At 61.6% G+C, this 16,571-nt stretch carries 14 protein-coding genes and 2 tRNA genes; 11 read left to right on the top strand and 5 right to left on the bottom strand.

Features of this window, described 5'->3' with window-relative positions:
- The first annotated feature begins 581 nt into the window (after positions 1-581).
- From K315_RS0107490 to K315_RS0107480, 3 genes are all read left to right on the top strand, one after another.
- A tRNA-Leu gene (locus K315_RS0107490) sits at positions 582-662 on the top strand.
- A gap of 161 nt (positions 663-823) precedes the next feature.
- Positions 824-896, top strand: a tRNA-Thr gene (locus tag K315_RS0107485).
- A gap of 564 nt (positions 897-1,460) precedes the next feature.
- Positions 1,461-2,462: an AEC family transporter gene (locus tag K315_RS0107480; RefSeq protein ID WP_029576890.1), complete on the top strand. Its 1,002-nt coding sequence runs from the start codon at positions 1,461-1,463 to the stop codon at positions 2,460-2,462.
- 30 nt (positions 2,463-2,492) lie between these two features.
- Here K315_RS0107480 and K315_RS0107475 read toward each other — a convergent pair whose 3' ends face one another.
- The 3 genes from K315_RS0107475 to K315_RS0107465 all read right to left on the bottom strand — a co-directional run bounded on the left by K315_RS0107475 (position 2,493) and on the right by K315_RS0107465 (position 4,870).
- On the bottom strand, positions 2,493-3,176 hold the full coding sequence (locus K315_RS0107475) for a non-canonical purine NTP pyrophosphatase (RefSeq protein ID WP_033520689.1): 684 nt from the start codon (positions 3,174-3,176) through the stop codon (positions 2,493-2,495).
- A gap of 114 nt (positions 3,177-3,290) precedes the next feature.
- Complete coding sequence (rph, locus tag K315_RS0107470) at positions 3,291-4,025, bottom strand: ribonuclease PH (RefSeq protein ID WP_033520719.1); 735 nt, start codon at positions 4,023-4,025, stop codon at positions 3,291-3,293.
- A 212-nt stretch (positions 4,026-4,237) separates the two neighbouring features.
- The gene (locus K315_RS0107465) at positions 4,238-4,870 is read right to left on the bottom strand and encodes a Pr6Pr family membrane protein (RefSeq protein WP_029576887.1); all 633 of its coding nucleotides are present in this window, start codon (positions 4,868-4,870) and stop codon (positions 4,238-4,240) included.
- A gap of 94 nt (positions 4,871-4,964) precedes the next feature.
- Here K315_RS0107465 and K315_RS0107460 point away from each other — a divergent pair, with 94 nt between their 5' ends.
- Positions 4,965-6,362, top strand: coding sequence for a nicotinate phosphoribosyltransferase (locus tag K315_RS0107460; protein ID WP_274518221.1), 1,398 nt, complete (start codon positions 4,965-4,967; stop codon positions 6,360-6,362).
- A 232-nt stretch (positions 6,363-6,594) separates the two neighbouring features.
- On the opposite strand, the gene K315_RS0107455 is transcribed toward K315_RS0107460, so the two are convergent.
- A complete protein-coding gene (locus K315_RS0107455; RefSeq protein WP_033520717.1) occupies positions 6,595-6,915 on the bottom strand; it encodes a DUF3039 domain-containing protein in 321 nt (106 codons plus the stop codon).
- 404 nt (positions 6,916-7,319) lie between these two features.
- Between K315_RS0107455 and coaD the strand changes: the two genes are divergently transcribed.
- The 7 genes from coaD (at position 7,320) to ilvN (ending at position 14,211) form a co-directional block, all read left to right on the top strand.
- Positions 7,320-7,826, top strand: a complete 507-nt coding sequence (gene coaD, locus K315_RS0107445) for a pantetheine-phosphate adenylyltransferase (protein WP_029576884.1) — start codon at positions 7,320-7,322, stop codon at positions 7,824-7,826.
- Positions 7,827-7,989: 163 nt separating this feature from the next.
- Positions 7,990-9,051 carry a hypothetical protein gene (locus K315_RS10050; protein WP_029576883.1) on the top strand — a complete coding sequence of 354 codons (1,062 nt, stop codon included), beginning with the start codon at positions 7,990-7,992 and terminating at the stop codon, positions 9,049-9,051.
- Position 9,052: 1 nt separating this feature from the next.
- Positions 9,053-9,646 (top strand): YceD family protein, encoded by a 594-nt coding sequence (locus K315_RS0107435; RefSeq protein ID WP_029576882.1) that lies wholly within the window; start codon positions 9,053-9,055, stop codon positions 9,644-9,646.
- 96 nt (positions 9,647-9,742) lie between these two features.
- A complete protein-coding gene (rpmF, locus tag K315_RS0107430) occupies positions 9,743-9,937 on the top strand; it encodes a 50S ribosomal protein L32 (protein WP_015449839.1) in 195 nt (64 codons plus the stop codon).
- Between the two features lie 513 nt (positions 9,938-10,450).
- On the top strand, positions 10,451-11,404 hold the full coding sequence (gene rnc / locus K315_RS09695; protein WP_152571442.1) for a ribonuclease III: 954 nt from the start codon (positions 10,451-10,453) through the stop codon (positions 11,402-11,404).
- A 291-nt stretch (positions 11,405-11,695) separates the two neighbouring features.
- Positions 11,696-13,618: an acetolactate synthase large subunit gene (locus K315_RS0107420; protein ID WP_029576880.1), complete on the top strand. Its 1,923-nt coding sequence runs from the start codon at positions 11,696-11,698 to the stop codon at positions 13,616-13,618.
- 38 nt (positions 13,619-13,656) lie between these two features.
- Entirely contained in the window at positions 13,657-14,211 is a 555-nt protein-coding gene (gene ilvN, locus K315_RS0107415) for an acetolactate synthase small subunit (protein ID WP_015449836.1), read from the top strand.
- Positions 14,212-14,446: 235 nt separating this feature from the next.
- On the opposite strand, the gene K315_RS0107410 is transcribed toward ilvN, so the two are convergent.
- The gene (locus tag K315_RS0107410; RefSeq protein WP_029576879.1) at positions 14,447-16,564 is read right to left on the bottom strand and encodes an ABC-F family ATP-binding cassette domain-containing protein; all 2,118 of its coding nucleotides are present in this window, start codon (positions 16,562-16,564) and stop codon (positions 14,447-14,449) included.
- Between the last annotated feature and the right edge of the window lie 7 nt (positions 16,565-16,571).

Here is a 16,571-nt window from a genome sequence, read left to right as displayed (position 1 = left end):
ATGCGCATGAATCGCGCAATCATGAATATACCCGACCGGCGCTTCGGCTGCGTGAATGGAAGGCTGATTTCACGGTAATTTTACGAAATGATTGCGTAACCAACCGGTTGATGACAACGTTTCTATCCTTGTGAATGCCGGCATCCTGTCGGTATGCGAGGATGCCGGCAGAAGTGCAACCGCCATCGTTTGCAGTGGCGATTGGTGAGCGTGTTTCGCTGTGCGCGCAGAGGGATTCATGGAGCGTGCCGTGTTGAGTGCATGTGATGCGCTGCAGCAAGCGGGTTGCAAGACTGAATCGGCTGCGCGTCCACGACCCCGGAATCGGGGGCGCGACTCGTGCCGTCTGACCGAAATCGTGGGCAAACTGTGGGCACAACGTGGGCAACACATTGCGCCGTGGCGTGCGGTTCCCGTTATCGGCATGATTTTGATTGTGCTTTCGGAGCTTTCGGATGTTGTGCGGTTTGGGGGCTCCACCAATCGTCGTGCCGTTGTGCGTCAGCGTGTTTCGCTCGGAATTCTGCGGTTGTCTGCGGTCTGATACGGCTGGCTTGGCCCGGTGGTACATTGGACAGGTCGCGCGCGTGGCGGAATTGGTAGACGCGCAGGATTTAGGTTCCTGTGACTTTGTCGTGAGGGTTCAAGTCCCTTCGCGCGCACTGGTGTATGTGCCCCGGCATCGGCAGAATGATTGTGCTGATTGTCTTGGGGCTCATACCAAGGGAGATTGGTGCGACAACGCCGTCGATTTTGCAATATCTGGAGGTTCCGGTATAGTAAAGGACTTGTGCGCGAGGAGCGTATGCTTCTCGGGCAACACGCCACTTTAGCTCAGTCGGTAGAGCGGCTCACTCGTAATGAGCAGGTCGACAGTTCGATTCTGTCAAGTGGCTCCGGTACGGCACGTCGTTAGGCGTGCCGTTCTTGTTTTATCCCGTTTTCGCATGCAATGATATCCGCCAAGCCACGGGAAATGGGTTGCATAACAAAATGTGTGTCTGGCGCGGCGGCACGGTAATGAGTGTGCCGATCATTGTTTTTTTCACGAACTGGTTACGCTGGGAGAGGTGCTAGCGTAACCAGTTTGTGGAGTGATTGGCTGAACCGAGGCATCGGGTTGAGAGACAACGGATGTGTCCGGTGACGAGCATGCGACGGCGTTGGATGGCGCTACCGCCGATATGCCGGGATGAATAAGCGCACGATGAATCACCTCACGACACGCTTACTGTCGTCAGGACTCAGTCACATCATGGGCACCACGTTTTTTCCTATACGACCGAAAACGCAGCCTACAGCAACGTCTCGGTCACTATTCCGCCACGCCCGCACGCACGCCGCACTCACACCCGCACCCCACCGCACGACGGACACATCCCGCGCGCCGACGCGGCCGAATCCTATGATGAACAGCGTCACCGTCCGTCAGGCATCGCAACATCGCAGGGAGGAAAGACGTGCACACACTCATCCAACCAGTCACCCTGCTGCTCATCATCATGGTGGGCTACGCGTTCAAACGCTTCGGACTGTTCGGGCCGCGCGATTACCGGGTGTTGCAGACCGCGGAATTCGATCTCATCCTGCCCGGCGCCATCATCTACTCGTTCGCCACGCAGCCGCATGACATCCGCCTGCTGTGGATTTCGCTCTTCGGGTTCGCCGCAGCCGCGGTACCACCCATGCTGATTTTCCTGTTCACCCGTCACCGCCCGGTTTCCCAGCGCGCTTTTATCATGCTCAACGGCGCCGGATTCAATGTCGGCTGCTTCTGTTTCCCCGTATTGCAGGCATTTTACGGGTCTGCGGCGTTGGTGCCTGCCGCGATGTTCGACATCGGCAACTGCATCATGGTAGCCGCGGGGACGAATGTGCTCACCCAGACGCTGCTGCATATCGCGCCGGGAATGACGCTTGCCGAGCAGCACGCGGGCGACGCGCCGACGCTGCCCTACCGACGCCCGTCAGACCGGGATGCCAAACGACTCGCCCGGCGCACGTTGGGGCGTCGTATCGTGCGCGGATTCGTCTCATCGGTATCGTTCGACGTGTATATGGTGATGATCGTCCTGATGATCGCGGGCGTCCGCATTCCGTCCGGTATCGCCGATATCGCGCAACCTTTCGCCAACGCGAACTCACTGTGCGCGATGCTCATGGTTGGCATGCTCATGGACGTGCCGGCCGGCCGTGCGGATGTCCGAGCCGTAGCTGAGGTGTTGTTGTGGCGGCTGCCGTGCGGCATCGCGTTCGCCGCAGCCGCTTGGTTCCTGCTGCCGTTCGGTGCCGAGGTCCGGCAAGCGGTCGCGCTGTGCTGCCTCGCCCCGATTGCGGTGTTCTCCACGATGTTCACCGACAAGGTGCTGGGCAATGCGCGGCTTGCCGGGTTCTCGCTCGCGTTGACCGCAGTGGTGTCGTTGACATTGATGACCGTTGCGCGGATGGCGCTGCTCGGCTAAGTCGCTTATGAGCCCCAGAGCGTAATCCCCCTACCGCGTCACCAGTTGCGCGATGGCCGGAACCAGAGCCTTCAATGCCTTGCCGCGGTGCGATATCGCGTTCTTCTCATCCGCGCTCATCTCGGCGGATGTCAGCTCGGGGCCGCCCGACCCCCGGGCAGGCTGATCATCCGGCACGAACAGCGGATCGTAGCCGAAACCATGCTCCCCGCGCGGCTTGCGGATAATGCGGCCGGGCATCTCGCCGATTTCCACGTGGTCGGAGACAATCGGATGCAGTCCGTCGGCGTCCGCACCCGGCCCGGGCACCGCGAGCGCCGCCGCACAACGGAACCGGGCCGTGCGCTTGTCGTCGGGGATATCAGCGATCTGCTTGAGCAACAGCTCGTTGTTCGCCGCATCATTGCCGTGTTCGCCGGCCCAGCGGGCGGACAGGATGCCGGGGGCCGCGCCCATCACGTCAACAATCAGCCCGGAATCGTCGGCAATCGCGGGCATGCCAGAACGTTGTGCGACGAACCGCGCCTTGAGCAGCGCGTTCTCTTGGAAGGTGACGCCGGTCTCGACCGGGTCGGGCAGACCAAGCGAGCCCGCGGAGACGAGTTCGATCGGCGCGCCAGCGAGGTCTTCTGCGAGAATTCGGCGGATTTCCGCGAGTTTGCCTTCGTTATGCGAGGCGACGACGATGGTGAGTGCCAACGTGATTCCTTTCATCGATTTGGGTTGGGTTGCGCGCGGCGGCGGCCGGATTGGTCGGTCCAGAACCAATCACCCGGAACCAATCGGCTCGAAACCGACCAGCCTGAGGCAAAATCAGCCTGAAACCAATCAGTCCTGGGCGAGCGCCGCAGCCTGGGCGGCTTGCAATTCGCGGTTGCCCTTTTCGGCAAGGTCAAGCAGGATCCCGAGCTCCGCGCGCGTGAACGGGCGATGCTCAGCGGTGCCTTGAATCTCAATGAACGCGCCGGAACCGGTCATGGCAACGTTCATGTCGGTCATCGCCTTGCTGTCCTCCACATACGGCAAATCCAGCATCGGCTTGCCGTCGATCACGCCGACAGACACCGCGGACACCGCATCCTTAATCACCTTGTCAGCGGATTTGATGTGCCCGTTCTTCTCTGCCCAACGCAACGCGTCGACGAGCGCGACATACGCGCCGGTGATCGATGCGGTGCGCGTGCCGCCGTCCGCCTGCAGAACATCGCAATCCAACTGGATCTGGTTCTCCCCCAGCGCTTTCATATCGATGACACCGCGCAGGCAACGCCCGATCAGACGGCTGATTTCATGGGTACGTCCGCCAATCTTGCCTTTGACGGATTCACGATCGGTGCGCTCCGAGGTGGCGCGCGGCAGCATCGCGTATTCCGCGGTCACCCAGCCCAGCCCACTGTCCTTGCGCCAACGCGGCACGGACGGCGTGAAGGTCGCCGTGCACATGACGCGCGTATGCCCGCATTCGATGAGCACCGAGCCCTCCGGCGGTTCGGTGAAATGCCGGGTGATGCGCACCGGGCGAAGTTCGTTGACTTTCCGCCCGTCCGCACGGGTGAGGTTCATATCGACTTCCAAGGCGAGCCGTGATTGCGCGTCGTCCTTAGTATCCGTCTCGTTCTCGTGCGCGAAATCCGTCTGTGTCATGTCTGCCTCGCGTTCTTTCATCTGCAATTATCTGCAATGTGCCGGGCCTACCGGCGTATCATCCTTCGTACGCTCTCAACCTAGCACAGCGCAACGCCCGCATGTCCGAGACAGTCACCGTGCGGCACCGCTCACTGCGAGCGCAACAGCGACTTCTCAGGCAGGATTCGGTCAATGAGGAACACGGCGAGCGCGACCAGCAGGAATCCGATGACAAGGCCCACGATGTTGACGATGAACTGGCTCCACCCCAGCTGCCCCAAATCGATGAAGGTGTACGGGTACGGGTTGCCGCCAACCGACGGGCCCGAATGCGGCCACAACTGTGCGCGAATCACCACAAAGGCGAGATAGATCGGAAAGTAGCCCATCCAGCTGAGCACATAGCTTGGTTTGAACCGCCGGTGCGGGTCGAACAGCAGAAAATCAACCACGGCCATGACCGGCGCAATACGATGCAGCATCGTATTGGTCATGATGCCGAGCACTTGGGGCACGTAATGCGGGTCATCCGGCGGCATGAGCAGGAACGCGACCAGCGCGGTGATAATCGCGTACACCGTCAGGCAGCCTTTGAGCCATGCGGGCGGTTGGATGCCTTTGAGCAGGCTCGCGGCGCCGGACCACAGCATGACGATGCCGAGCATGAACCCGGTTTGGAATGTGAAATACACCCATCGATTGGGAATCGTCCACGCCTCGTATGTGCCGACGAAGCACAGCGCGGCAATTGCCAGACGCCAGACACCCGCAATGAATCTCATACCGTCAGCTTACGCCCGCCCCGCCTCACCGTCGGTACAACCCTCTGCCGACGTTTACCCGCCCCTCAGCGTCGGCAGACCCTTCCACCGACGCTTGCACGGCGCGTGCCGTCGGACTACGCTAACCGGCAACGGACCGAATACGAGAACATCACGAGAAGGACAAATCATGGTTGATTATTCACCGGCATTGATGACCGACATGTACGAGTACACGATGCTGGACGCCGCACTCAAGGACGGGACCGCGGACCGCCCGTGCGTCTTCGAGATCTTCACCCGGCATCTGCCCGCAGGCCGCCGCTACGGCGTGCTCGCCGGCACCGGGCGCATCCTTGACGCGCTCGAACACTTCCACCTGGATGATGAGGACCTTGCGTTCCTCGCGGACCGCAAGATCGTGAGCAGGGAGACGCTCGACTGGCTCAAGGACTTCCGGTTCACCGGCTCGATCAAGGGCTACCGCGAAGGTGAAATGTTCTTCCCGAACTCCCCGGTGCTGCAGGTCGAAGGCACGTTCGGCGAGTGCACGCTGCTCGAAACCCTTCTGCTGTCCATCCTCAACTATGATTCCGCCGTCGCCTCCGCCGCCTCCCGCATGGTCAGCGCCGCCAAGGATCGCCCCTGCATGGATATGGGCGGCAGGCGCACCAACGAATGGGCCGCGGTCGCCGCAGCACGCGCAGCGGTCGTCGGCGGCTTCCAAGGCACCGCGAACCTGCTGGCCGCCCAGCTGTACGGTCTCAAAGCCATCGGCACGGCGGCCCACTGCTTCACCCTCGTACATGACAGCGAGCGCGAGGCCTTCGAATCGCAAATCAACGCGCTCGGCAAGAGCACCACACTGCTGGTCGACACATACAACATCGAGGAAGCCGTGAAAACCGCCGTCGAAGTCGCCGGCCCCGATCTCGGCGGTGTGCGCATCGATTCGGGCGACCTGGCCGCGATGGCGCAACGCGTGCGCAACGAACTGGATGCCCTGGGCGCGACTTCCACGACCATCACCGTTACCAACGACCTCGACGAATACGCGCTCGCCGCGCTGCAGACCGCACCGGTCGACTCCTATGGCGTGGGTACGATGCTCGTCACCGGGTCCGGCGCCCCGACCTGCGCGATGGTCTACAAGCTGACCGAGCGCGAGAACGCGGACGGCATCATGGAGCCGGTCGCCAAGAAATCCAAGGACAAAGCGACCGTGCCCGGGCGTAAACTCGCCTACCGCTCCTATGAGTACAATCTCGCGGATTGCGAACACGTCATTTCCGGTTCCGAAAGCAAGCTGGCCGATTTCCACGCACCCGAGGATTGGAAGGACCTGCTCGTGCAGTACGTGGATCATGGCGAAATCAACCATGATTACCAGGGGCATGACGCGATTGTCAACGCACACAACTACCGCGCGAAGGCGTTGGCCGAGCTGCCGATTACCGCGCAAAGCCTGATGAAGGGCGATCCGGCGATCCCGACCGAAACGACGGTGCTGTGACTGTGATTGATGGTTGACCGGCGTCATCAGCGCTGCGATGTTGCTGGTAGCGCAATGATTGTCGCCGTTGCTGCGATGCGGTGAGCAGGTGACGTCAATCAGCGCATGGTTTTGCATCCATATGCACGATGGGCCGGCTGCGAGGACGTTTCAACGCCCCACAGCCGGCTCATCGCATTCGTCATATTGATATCGTTCGCACGCGGGAAGGCATGTCGGCAGGAAACTGGGCTCACTCGTCCCCGTTGCCGGCGCCACCCATCATCTGCTCATAGATGCGCTTGCATTCCGGGCATACCGGATATTGCGACGGATCATGCTTCGGAACCCAGATCTTGCCGCACAACGCGACCACCGGACGACCGGTCAGGCGCGACTGCTCCATGCGGCGCTTGGAGACATAATGTGCGAAACGGTCCGCGTCGCCGTCATCAGTGCCTTTGAGCTTCTCTTCCGCCTGCGGGCGCTCCAACACCGCCGTGCCGGTCGCGGAATCCGGATTCGACAGCGGAGAGACTGCCTCATCCGCATCGCGTGCGATCAGCCCCACCACGGAACCCGCAGCGAATTCGGCCGTGGCGCCCGCAGCTTGGCCCGTTGCTATGCCCGCCGCTGAGCCCGACGCCCTGAGCGTATCGAAGGATTCTTCCACGAGCATATTCTTGTTGCCACTGATGCTTTCTCCGTACCTGTTCATGAGTTTCCGCCTTCCACCGGATTGTCGTCGATGCCACCATCATAGTCACGCGAGATATCCGACGGCGGCGGCACATCGCCAGAAGCTTCCACGGCCCGTCGCCCCGCCACCTTCTACCGACATTCACGACCCACTCAGCGTCGGCAGAAACAGAAGCGCGACCTTCTACCGACGCTCACCAGCCACTCAGCGTCGGCACAACCCTCTACCGACGTTGAGACAGCTGACGCTCCCGGCGGGAAACGCGGTACGCTTGTGCTATGACTATCGCAGTATGCCCCGGCTCGTTCGACCCGGTAACCGCCGGACATCTTGACGTTATCCGACGCTGCTCGCGTTTCTTCACGCAAGTGCATGTGGTCGTAGCCGTCAATGCAGCGAAAACACCGATGTTTTCCGAACACACCCGGGTTGATATCATCCGTCAGGCCCTCGGAGGAACCTGCGACAACGTGACCGTCGCATCCACCGACGGCCTTATCACCGATTATTGCAAGAAAGTGGGCGCAACCGTCATCGTCAAAGGCCTGCGGCAGAACGGCGATTACGAAGCGGAACTCGGCATGGCGCTCGTCAACCGCAAACTCGCCGGCGTGGAAACCCTGTTCCTGCCCGCCGACCCGGTGCTTGAGCACATTTCCAGCTCCGTCGTCAAAGATGTCGCCCGCCATGGTGGCGATGTGACCGGCATGGTCCCCGATTGCGTCATCCCCCTGCTCGAACGGGCGTTGCACGAGGAAGAACAGGGGCAACAAGTCGGGAAATAACCGGTAACACACCGCAGAAAACGATCCCGACACCGCCGGCGTATCGCCTACGATAGAAGAAGACGCAACGATGTGGCAGCAGGACATTGCGGATGCGGCGAGCGCGACCGACCGCACACCGACACTGACAGCCACAGGACACCACAGGTAGCAAGGAGACAGCATGACAGGCGAGGAAGCCAACAACGCCAACGATCCTCAGCACGCGACCGATACCAGCGACGGCCAAACGGGCGCTCCGACGAGCAATCCGGCAAGCGAACCAGCCAGCGCGTCAGCCAGCATGTCAACAAACGCCCAGACTCCCGCACAACACCAGACCACGCCGCTTTCGGCATTGGCACCAGCCGCCGACGCCAGGCAAGACGCACCCGCCGCGGGGGGCGACCCGAGCGGTGTCCCCCATGACGGCAACACTCGTACCGCACAAGTCGGAGAACACCCCGAAAACACGAAACCGACGGCGAAACCGGTGTTCTCCCCGTTCGATATGTCCTCCCTGCCGGATTTGCGCGACCCTTCGAGCCACGGCGGCGCTAACTCAGACACTCCCGCGGACGACGACCGCGCAGACGCTTCCGCCGGTCGAAATGATGTGCGTGCCAACTCGCGACGCGACCCGCATGCCGCCGATCTGCACGCCCTTGACCCGCACGCCGATCCGGAGGACCAGAGCCGCGCGGAATTCACCACCGTCTACGACATCATCGACTCCCTTGAACAACAGCTTGACGAGGCAAAAAGCAGCATCTTCACCCCTTCCCAAGTCAGAATCGACCGCAACGCATTTGCCAGCCAACTCGACGAACTGAAAGCCATGCTGCCCGTCCAGCTGGAACGTGCCTCGGCGCTGATGCGCGAAGCGGAACGCCGTCTCGAAAACGCGCAAACCCAAGCGAACGCGGTCGTTTCGTCCGCCCAAAGCCGCGCCGCGGACATCGTGCGGGACGCCCAGGAGCAGGCGCAGTTCCTCGCCGGGCAGGACAACATCACCAATATCGCGAAGCAGAAAGCGCGTGCTATCCTCGACCAGGCACAAACACAAGCCGACAAACTCACCAGCGGCGCCAACCAGTACTGCACCGATGTCATGCAAGGTCTGCAAGACCAGCTCGACAAGCTCAGCCAAGATGTGCGGGGCGGCCTGACAGTACTCGACCAGCGCGAACGCGAAGCGAGCGCACGACTTGACCACATCCAATCAGACGACTATCCGGAGGCTTGATATGGCACGTCCAGAAGATTCAGCATGGGCAGTATCCGTGGCGCAAGTCGCCTCACGACCGGGGCAAAGCTCCCCCGTGGACGCGAACTTCCCCGCCCCGAGCGGAATCGGCGACACCATTGTCGGCGTGACCGAAGGTGAACCGATTCATGTGAACGGAGCGTTCGACTCTATCATTGACGGCCTGGTATTCCACGCCCACATCACCGCCCCCGTCCACGCGGAATGCACCCGCTGCCTCAAACCTCTGCAACACGACTGGGGCACCGACGTCACCGCGTTCTTCCCCTACTCCTACAAGGAAGACGAAACGGACGACGATACCGACATCATCGCCGGAGAAGAGGAATCCGAAGACACCTACCCGCTTAGCCCCGACGGTTGCTTCGCCGATCTCGAGGCCCTGCTGCGCGACACCTTCGCCGAAAGCCTGCCGCTGCAACCGCTGTGCCAGCCCGACTGCAAAGGCTTGTGCCCGCAATGCGGCATCAACCTCAACGAGCACCCCGAACACAAGCACGACACCACGGACATCCGATTCGCGGCACTCGCCGGGCTCAAGGAACAGCTTGAGCGGGAAACGAAGGATCGCTGACCGGCGCCATGCCGCCCCGATGGACGTTGTACGAGCTATGCGGTACAATTCTGAACGCTTAAGCTCAATCGTTCGAACGAAATAGAGGATTACACCATGGCACTGCCTAAGTACAAGACCTCGCGCGCCAATACGCATTCGCGTCGCGCGAACTGGAAAGCGTCTGCCGCGCAGACCGTCACCTGCCCGAACTGCGGCGCCCCGACGCTGCCGCACGTGGCTTGCCCGAGCTGCGGCTCCTTCCGCGGCCGCGTCTATCGTGACGCCATCCAGTCCGCCCACACCAAGTGAGCGCTCCGGAGCAGCTGAGGTAATTCAGTAAATCAGAACCCTGCCATCGACGGGTGGCAGGGTTCTGTCGTATCTGCGACGATTCCGCGTACCTGTGACGATTCCGTCCACAGTGCGACCGAGACGTCACACACCGAGCAGATACCCCACCCATCCCCTGGGTGTGCTGTGCCGAAGACCGGCAATATCACGACCGCCGGTATGATAGTGGTCAGGTCTTGCACAGAAGGAACGCCTGCCAACCGACGAGCAACCGACGAGCAATCCCCGACGCGCAAGCCATCAAGACATGGACTTCAGGCATCCTGCCGGCTACCACAACGGGGACATCCCCTGATTCGGCCGTCAGCAGAACACCGGAAGCCGCCGAGCCGTCACGCACATGCGTGACGGCAGAACAGGACACAGACAGGGGAACCCAGCATGGCTATCAACCGCGACGGCACATCAGAACATCAACACCACCACAAGCGTCACCCATCCGGCGCATCGCCCGCAAACCATACCGACGAGATGTCCCAGCAACGGCATCATGTCGGCGTTTCCGGACAGGAAGCGGCAGATCAGGCGCCGACCAAGGAACTGCTCGACGCACTCGGCACCACCATCAGCCCCGAGCTCCTCGTCCAGGCGTTGACGCATCGCTCGTTCTCCCATGAGCATCCCGGCGCCCCCAACTATGAGCGGCTGGAGTTCCTCGGCGATGCAGTGCTGGAACTGGTCTCCACAGAGACCCTGTTCAAGGCGCATCCCGACATGACGGAAGGGCAGCTGGCGAAGATGCGGGCCAAGGCGGTGTCCGAGGAATCGTTGTCGGCCATTGCGCGCAACAAACTCCATGTCGGACGATTCATTCTGCTCGGCCACGGCGAATCCGAATCCGGCGGAGCTGATAAAAGTTCCATTCTGTGCGACATCGTTGAATCCCTGATCGGCGCCACTTTCGTCGAACACGGCATCGACGGGGCACGCGAAGTGGTTCACCGGCTGGTGGACGATACGCTCCGGGAAGTCGCCACAGAAGGCCCGGCTTTGGATTGGAAGACCTCGCTGACCGTGCTCGCCCATCACATGGATTTGACCGAGCCGGTGTACCGCATGTCAGTCAGCGGTCCGGAATACGCGCAACAGTTCACCGCCCGGGCCATTCTTCCCGGCGGATATGGCAAGCGCTGGACACTGCCGATCCGCGACGAACATGGCTCGATCGCGCAGGAAGGCGAGGACCCGCTGCTGGGGACCGGTTCGGGGACCAGCAAGCGCAAGGCGCAACTTGCCGCGGCGGAACAGGCGTGGCATACGCTCAAACAACGCGAACGTGACTGCAATCGTATGCGCGCCCATGCAGGCTCCGGCGATACCGCAGATGTTAATGGCAACAACGACGGTAAGGACATCAGCGGCAACAGCAACGCTGACGACAGCACCGCAACCACAGGTACCGACCACGCAACTGACGCCGCCTGACGACCCATACACGCCACCGTTGCAGGCAGGCGCACAGGTCTCCGCAGGCAACGTGCTGGCCAGCCCCGCAGACAGCCACAACACCTCTATAGAGATAATCGCCGAACCGTTACCATCATGTGGTCGGTCCGGCGATTATCTCTCCACAGGCGATTACGATAAGACCAATACAACTATCTTGCCTGCCAGACCGCCACAAGCGGGACAGGCGGCACAGGAGCCTCACCGGGTTGCGCCTCACCAGGGGCGACGCCGCAGCGGAGCACCACCAATACACACATGAGAGGGATCATGGCTACACCAACGCCACTTCAGGCATTCAGCGGCGTGCCTAAGGCACCCGCAACGGAGAAACAGTCCATCGTCGACGGTGAGAAAATGACCGGCGCACAGGCGCTGATCCGTGCGCTGGAGGATCTGGGCGTCAAGGACGTATTCGGCATCCCCGGCGGAGCCATCCTGCCTGTTTACAACGCCATCAACCAGCACACCAAGTTCCGCTTCGTGCTGACCCGTCATGAGCAGGCTGCAGGCCATGCGGCAGAAGGATACGCCGTCGCGACCGGCAAGGTCGGCGTGTGCATCGTCACCTCCGGCCCGGGCGCCACGAACGTGGTCACCGCCATCGCGGACGCCAATATGGATTCCATCCCGATGGTCGTCATCACCGGCCAGGTGGGCGTGGGCGCCATCGGCACCGATGCCTTCCAGGAGGCCGATATCGTCGGCATCACTTACCCGGTCGCCAAGCATTCATATCTGGTCACGAATGCGCAGGATGTTCCGCGCGTGCTCGCCGAAGCCTACTACATCGCCGGTTCCGGCCGCCCCGGCCCGGTGGTCGTCGATTTGACGAAGACCGCGCAAAACGGCCAGATGTATTACTCCTGGCCGCAGCGAATGATTCTTCCCGGCTACAACCCCACCACCAAGGCGCATGGCCATGTGCTGTCGGATGCCGCGAAGCTGTTCTCGCAGTCCTACCGCCCGGTGCTGTATGTGGGTGGCGGCGCGGTCCGCTCCAACGCCGGCAAGCAGGTCAAGGAACTCGCCGATCTGACGGGCGCACCAATCGTCACCACGCTTCCAGCACGCGGCATCGTCCCGGATTCCGATCCGAAAGTGCTTGGCATGCTCGGTATGCACGGCACCATCGCCGCGACCGGCGCGGTCCAGCGTTGTGATTTGCTGGTCGCCATTGGTTCGCGATTCTCCGACCGAGTGACCGGCCGGCTCGATTCCTTCGCTCCCGCCGCCCGCGTCATCCACATCGACATCGACCCGGCAGAAATCGGCAAGAACCGTCAGCCCGACGTGCCAATCGTCGGCGACGTGGCCGAAGTGCTTGACGACCTAATCCCCGAAATCAAGCGTCAGCAGGCCATCCACAGCAAGCCGAACCTCAAGCCGTGGTGGGCACAGATCAACGAATGGCGTGAAAAGTATCCGACCACGTACGACGAGCCGCAGGACGCCCCCGCGGATGGATCTCTCTCCCCGCAGTGGGTTGTCGAGCAGCTGTCCAAGAACGCCGATCCCGAGACCATCTGGGTCGCGGGCGTCGGCCAGCACCAGATGTGGGCGTCGCAGCTCATCGACTTCGAGCATCCGCATTCATGGATCTCCTCCGGCGGCCTGGGCACAATGGGCTTCGGCCTGCCCGCCGCAATCGGCGCGAAAGTCGGCTCGCAGCGCGAATTCAACGGCCGCAAGCCGGTGTGGCTTATCGACGGCGACGGCAGCTTCCAGATGACCTCCGAAGAGTTGGCAACCGCCCTGCTCGACCACACGCCGATCAAGATCGCGATCATCAACAATTCCGTGTACGGCATGGTCCGCCAGTGGCAGACCCTGTTCTTCGACCATCATTATTCGGCGACAAGCCTGAACGACGGCGAGAACCGCGACGATATCGTCGATGTGCCTGATTTCGTGAAGCTGGCAGAGGCCTACGACTGCGTCGGCATGCGCGCGTTCACCAAGGATGAGGCGCTTGAGGCGATCAAGAAGGCCAATGCAATCAACGACCGCCCGGTGCTCATCGACTTCCGCGTCTGGAAGGACGCGATGGTGTGGCCGATGGTTCCGGCTGGCGCCTCGAACGACGAGGTCGCCTACCGTCCGGGTGTCCGACCGCTGCTCAGCCCCGCCGCACAGGCGAAGGCCGCAGCCGGCAGCACTGGCAATTCCGTCGCAGCCGCGGACGCGGCGTGAGTCCAGCAAGGAAGGCATCGAGGTTTAGAGGAGTCATCATGGCAAACTATCCCGCATCACAGCCCGGTTCCGAGCGTCACACCCTGTCCGTGCTGGTCGAAAACCGTCCTGGCGTGCTCGCGCGCGTGGCCGGTCTGTTCGCCCGTCGTGCGTTCAACATCAACTCGCTGTCCGTTTCGCCTACGGAACGCCCGGATATCTCCCGCATCACGGTGACGGCCGATGTCGAGGCGGTACCGCTGGAGCAGATTATCAAGCAGCTCAACAAACTGCTGCACGTGCTGAAAATCGTCGAGCTGGATCCGAACAACACGGTCGAACGCGAACTCGTGCTCATCAAGGTCAGCGCCGACGAATCCAACCGTTCCGACGTGCTCGAGATTGTGCGTCTGTTCCGTGTGCGCGTGGTCGACGTGAACCCGGAGTCGCTGACCATCGAAGCGACCGGCGCGGAAGGCAAGATTGACGCGCTGCTCGGTCTGCTTGAGCATTACGGCGTGATTGAGCTGGTCCGTTCCGGCGCGGTCGCGGTGACCCGCGGTCCGAAGGCGCTGAGCGAGAAGGTCATCGGTTCGGAGATTACCGGCCGCTGATTATCAGCGATTTGTGCGAAGTGTACGATTCGTGCGAGCCGTACGCTTGCCTATGAAACAGCCCCGTGAAGCATTGGGTTTCACGGGGCTGTTTCATAGGCAAGCGAGATTGGCTGCTTGACAGGTCGCCCTCTGGCAGGTGTCCGTCTGGCAGGCGGTCGCCTGTCCACCAAACGATTGGCGTGCAGCATCTAAACTGGATGACTGTCCAGCTCAGATGTCATTTGCCCGCCGGTCAGCCTTCCAACTCTTCGGACAGTTCCAGCCATTCGGCTTCAAGCGCATCCTTCTCGTCCGTCACTGCGTTGAGCTGCGTGTTGAGCTCGTTGAGTCCGGCGAAATCACTGGGATCATGCGCGGCCATCTTCGCCTCGATATCAGCGCGGCTTTCCTCGAGTTTCGCCAGTTTGCGCTCGATGGCGGACACCCGCTTGGACACCTGGTGGAATTCCTTGCCGCCCAGCTTATGCGTCTGGGGCTTGGCTTGGTCGGCGTCCGGCTGCTTGCCGTCATCCGAGGCGGCGGAGCCACCCTTGGTACCAGTGCCGCCCTTCCGGTCATCGCCGGTGCCGAGAATAGCCGACCAATCGCCGTCTTTCCTGGCCTGTTCGACCATATCAAGGTAGTCGCCAACGCCGCCGGGCAGATGCCTGACTTTACCGCCAATCAACGCGAACTGCTCGTCGGTGACACGCTCCAACAAGTACCGATCGTGCGATACGACAATCAGCGTGCCCGGCCAAGTGTCGAGCAGATCCTCCATCACCGCGAGCATGTCGGTGTCCAAGTCGTTGCCCGGCTCATCGAGGATGAGCACATTGGGCTCGTCAAGCAGAATTAGCAACAGCTGCATCCGGCGTTTCTGGCCGCCTGACAGGTCCCTGATCGGTGTCATGAGCTGGGCTGACGAAAAGCCGAGCCGTTCCATAAGCTGGGCAGGAGTGACTTCCTTGCCGTCGACGATATAGCTTGGCTTGTATCGGCTGAGAACTTCCTTGATCTTGTATTTGCCGAGTTTCTCCAGCTCGTCGAGCCGCTGCGAAAGCACCGCGAATTTCACGGTTTTGCCGATATTCACGTGCCCGCACGTCGGGGTGAGGGTGCCGTCGATGATCCTGAGCAGCGTGGATTTGCCGGCGCCATTGGCACCGACGATGCCGAATCGGTCGCCTGGACCGATCAGCCAGGTCACATCATCAAGGATTTTGCGCCCGGATACGGTCACCGTGCGTGCGGCGGCGGTATCAGCGGCCGGCATCCCGTCCGCATCGTTTGCCTCGGACACATGAGCGGAAGCCTCGCGCTCCCCTGTGCCGGGAATCAGCGCATCCGGGTCGACGGACAGCTGGACCGAACCGGTGACAATCGGCTCGGCATACAGCGGCGGAACCACATCCACACGCCCGGATGCCGCGGTGACGGCGGCAGCATCGGCATCGAGCCGACGCTCGTCATCCTGCGAATAAATCTGCGTCACATCAATCAGATCGACGACCTGTTTGCCCAGTCGCGATGTCGCCATCTGCTTCAATTCCAACGTGTTGCGCATCGGCGGCACATCGGCGATGAGTTCGCGTGCCTGTTTCACGTGAAACTTCTGTTTGGTCGAACGTGCCCTCGCGCCGCGGGACAGCCATGCGAGTTCCTTGCGGGCGAGATTACGTCGGCGTTCCTCGCGCACATCGGCCTGACGGTCACGTTCCACGCGTTGTAGCATGTACGCGCTGTACCCGCCTTCGAAGGGGTCGATCAGCCCGTCGTGCACTTCCCACATCGATTCGCATACCTCGTCAAGGAACCACCGGTCGTGGGTGACCAGCAGCAGCGCACCCTGACCGGATGCCCAACGGTTCTTCAGGTGTTCGGCAAGCCAGTGAATCGTCACGACGTCAAGATGGTTGGTCGGCTCGTCCAGCGCGAGGATATCCCAGTCCTTGAGCAGCAGACGGGCCAGATCGGCGCGACGGCGCTGACCGCCGGAGAGCGAACCGACTTTGGCGTCAAGGCTCATGCCTCCGAGCAGCGCCTCGACGATTTCGCGCGATGACGTGTCGGACGCCCATTCGTAGTCTTCGCGTCCCTCGAGCGCCGCCTCGCGCAGCGTCGCGTTGTCGTCCAGCGGATCACGTTGCCTGAGCATGCCGAAGGTCAGCCCGTTGCGGGTGATTACGCGCCCGGAATCAGGCTGCTGTTCCCCGGAAAATAGGCGCAACAACGTGGATTTGCCGTCGCCGTTGCGTCCGACGATACCGATGCGGTCGCCTTCGAATACCCCTTGCGTCACATCGGTGAAGATGGTTTTCGTGGCGAACGAAAGCGAAACGTGTTCCAGTCCAAGATCATAAGTCGGCATAATGCCC

This window comes from Bifidobacterium thermacidophilum subsp. thermacidophilum DSM 15837 (genome assembly GCF_000426425.1).
Taxonomy (GTDB): Bacteria; Actinomycetota; Actinomycetes; order Actinomycetales; family Bifidobacteriaceae; genus Bifidobacterium; species Bifidobacterium thermacidophilum.
The sequence above is the reverse complement of the archived record's forward strand: the minus strand, read 5'-3'. Positions and strand labels throughout refer to the sequence as shown.

Bases quoted from the DNA above. Each gene is read 5' to 3' on its own strand.
- K315_RS0107475 (WP_033520689.1), bottom strand. From the start codon at position 3,176: ATGAAAGGAATCACGTTGGCACTCACCATCGTCGTCGCCTCGCATAAC.
- rph (WP_033520719.1), bottom strand. From the start codon at position 4,025: ATGAACCTCACCCGTGCGGACGGGCGGAAAGTCAACGAACTTCGCCCG.
- K315_RS0107465 (WP_029576887.1), bottom strand. From the start codon at position 4,870: ATGAGATTCATTGCGGGTGTCTGGCGTCTGGCAATTGCCGCGCTGTGC.
- coaD (WP_029576884.1), top strand. From the start codon at position 7,320: ATGACTATCGCAGTATGCCCCGGCTCGTTCGACCCGGTAACCGCCGGA.
- K315_RS10050 (WP_029576883.1), top strand. From the start codon at position 7,990: ATGACAGGCGAGGAAGCCAACAACGCCAACGATCCTCAGCACGCGACC.
- K315_RS0107435 (WP_029576882.1), top strand. From the start codon at position 9,053: ATGGCACGTCCAGAAGATTCAGCATGGGCAGTATCCGTGGCGCAAGTC.
- rpmF (WP_015449839.1), top strand. From the start codon at position 9,743: ATGGCACTGCCTAAGTACAAGACCTCGCGCGCCAATACGCATTCGCGT.
- rnc (WP_152571442.1), top strand. From the start codon at position 10,451: ATGTCCCAGCAACGGCATCATGTCGGCGTTTCCGGACAGGAAGCGGCA.
- K315_RS0107420 (WP_029576880.1), top strand. From the start codon at position 11,696: ATGGCTACACCAACGCCACTTCAGGCATTCAGCGGCGTGCCTAAGGCA.
- ilvN (WP_015449836.1), top strand. From the start codon at position 13,657: ATGGCAAACTATCCCGCATCACAGCCCGGTTCCGAGCGTCACACCCTG.
- K315_RS0107410 (WP_029576879.1), bottom strand. From the start codon at position 16,564: ATGCCGACTTATGATCTTGGACTGGAACACGTTTCGCTTTCGTTCGCC.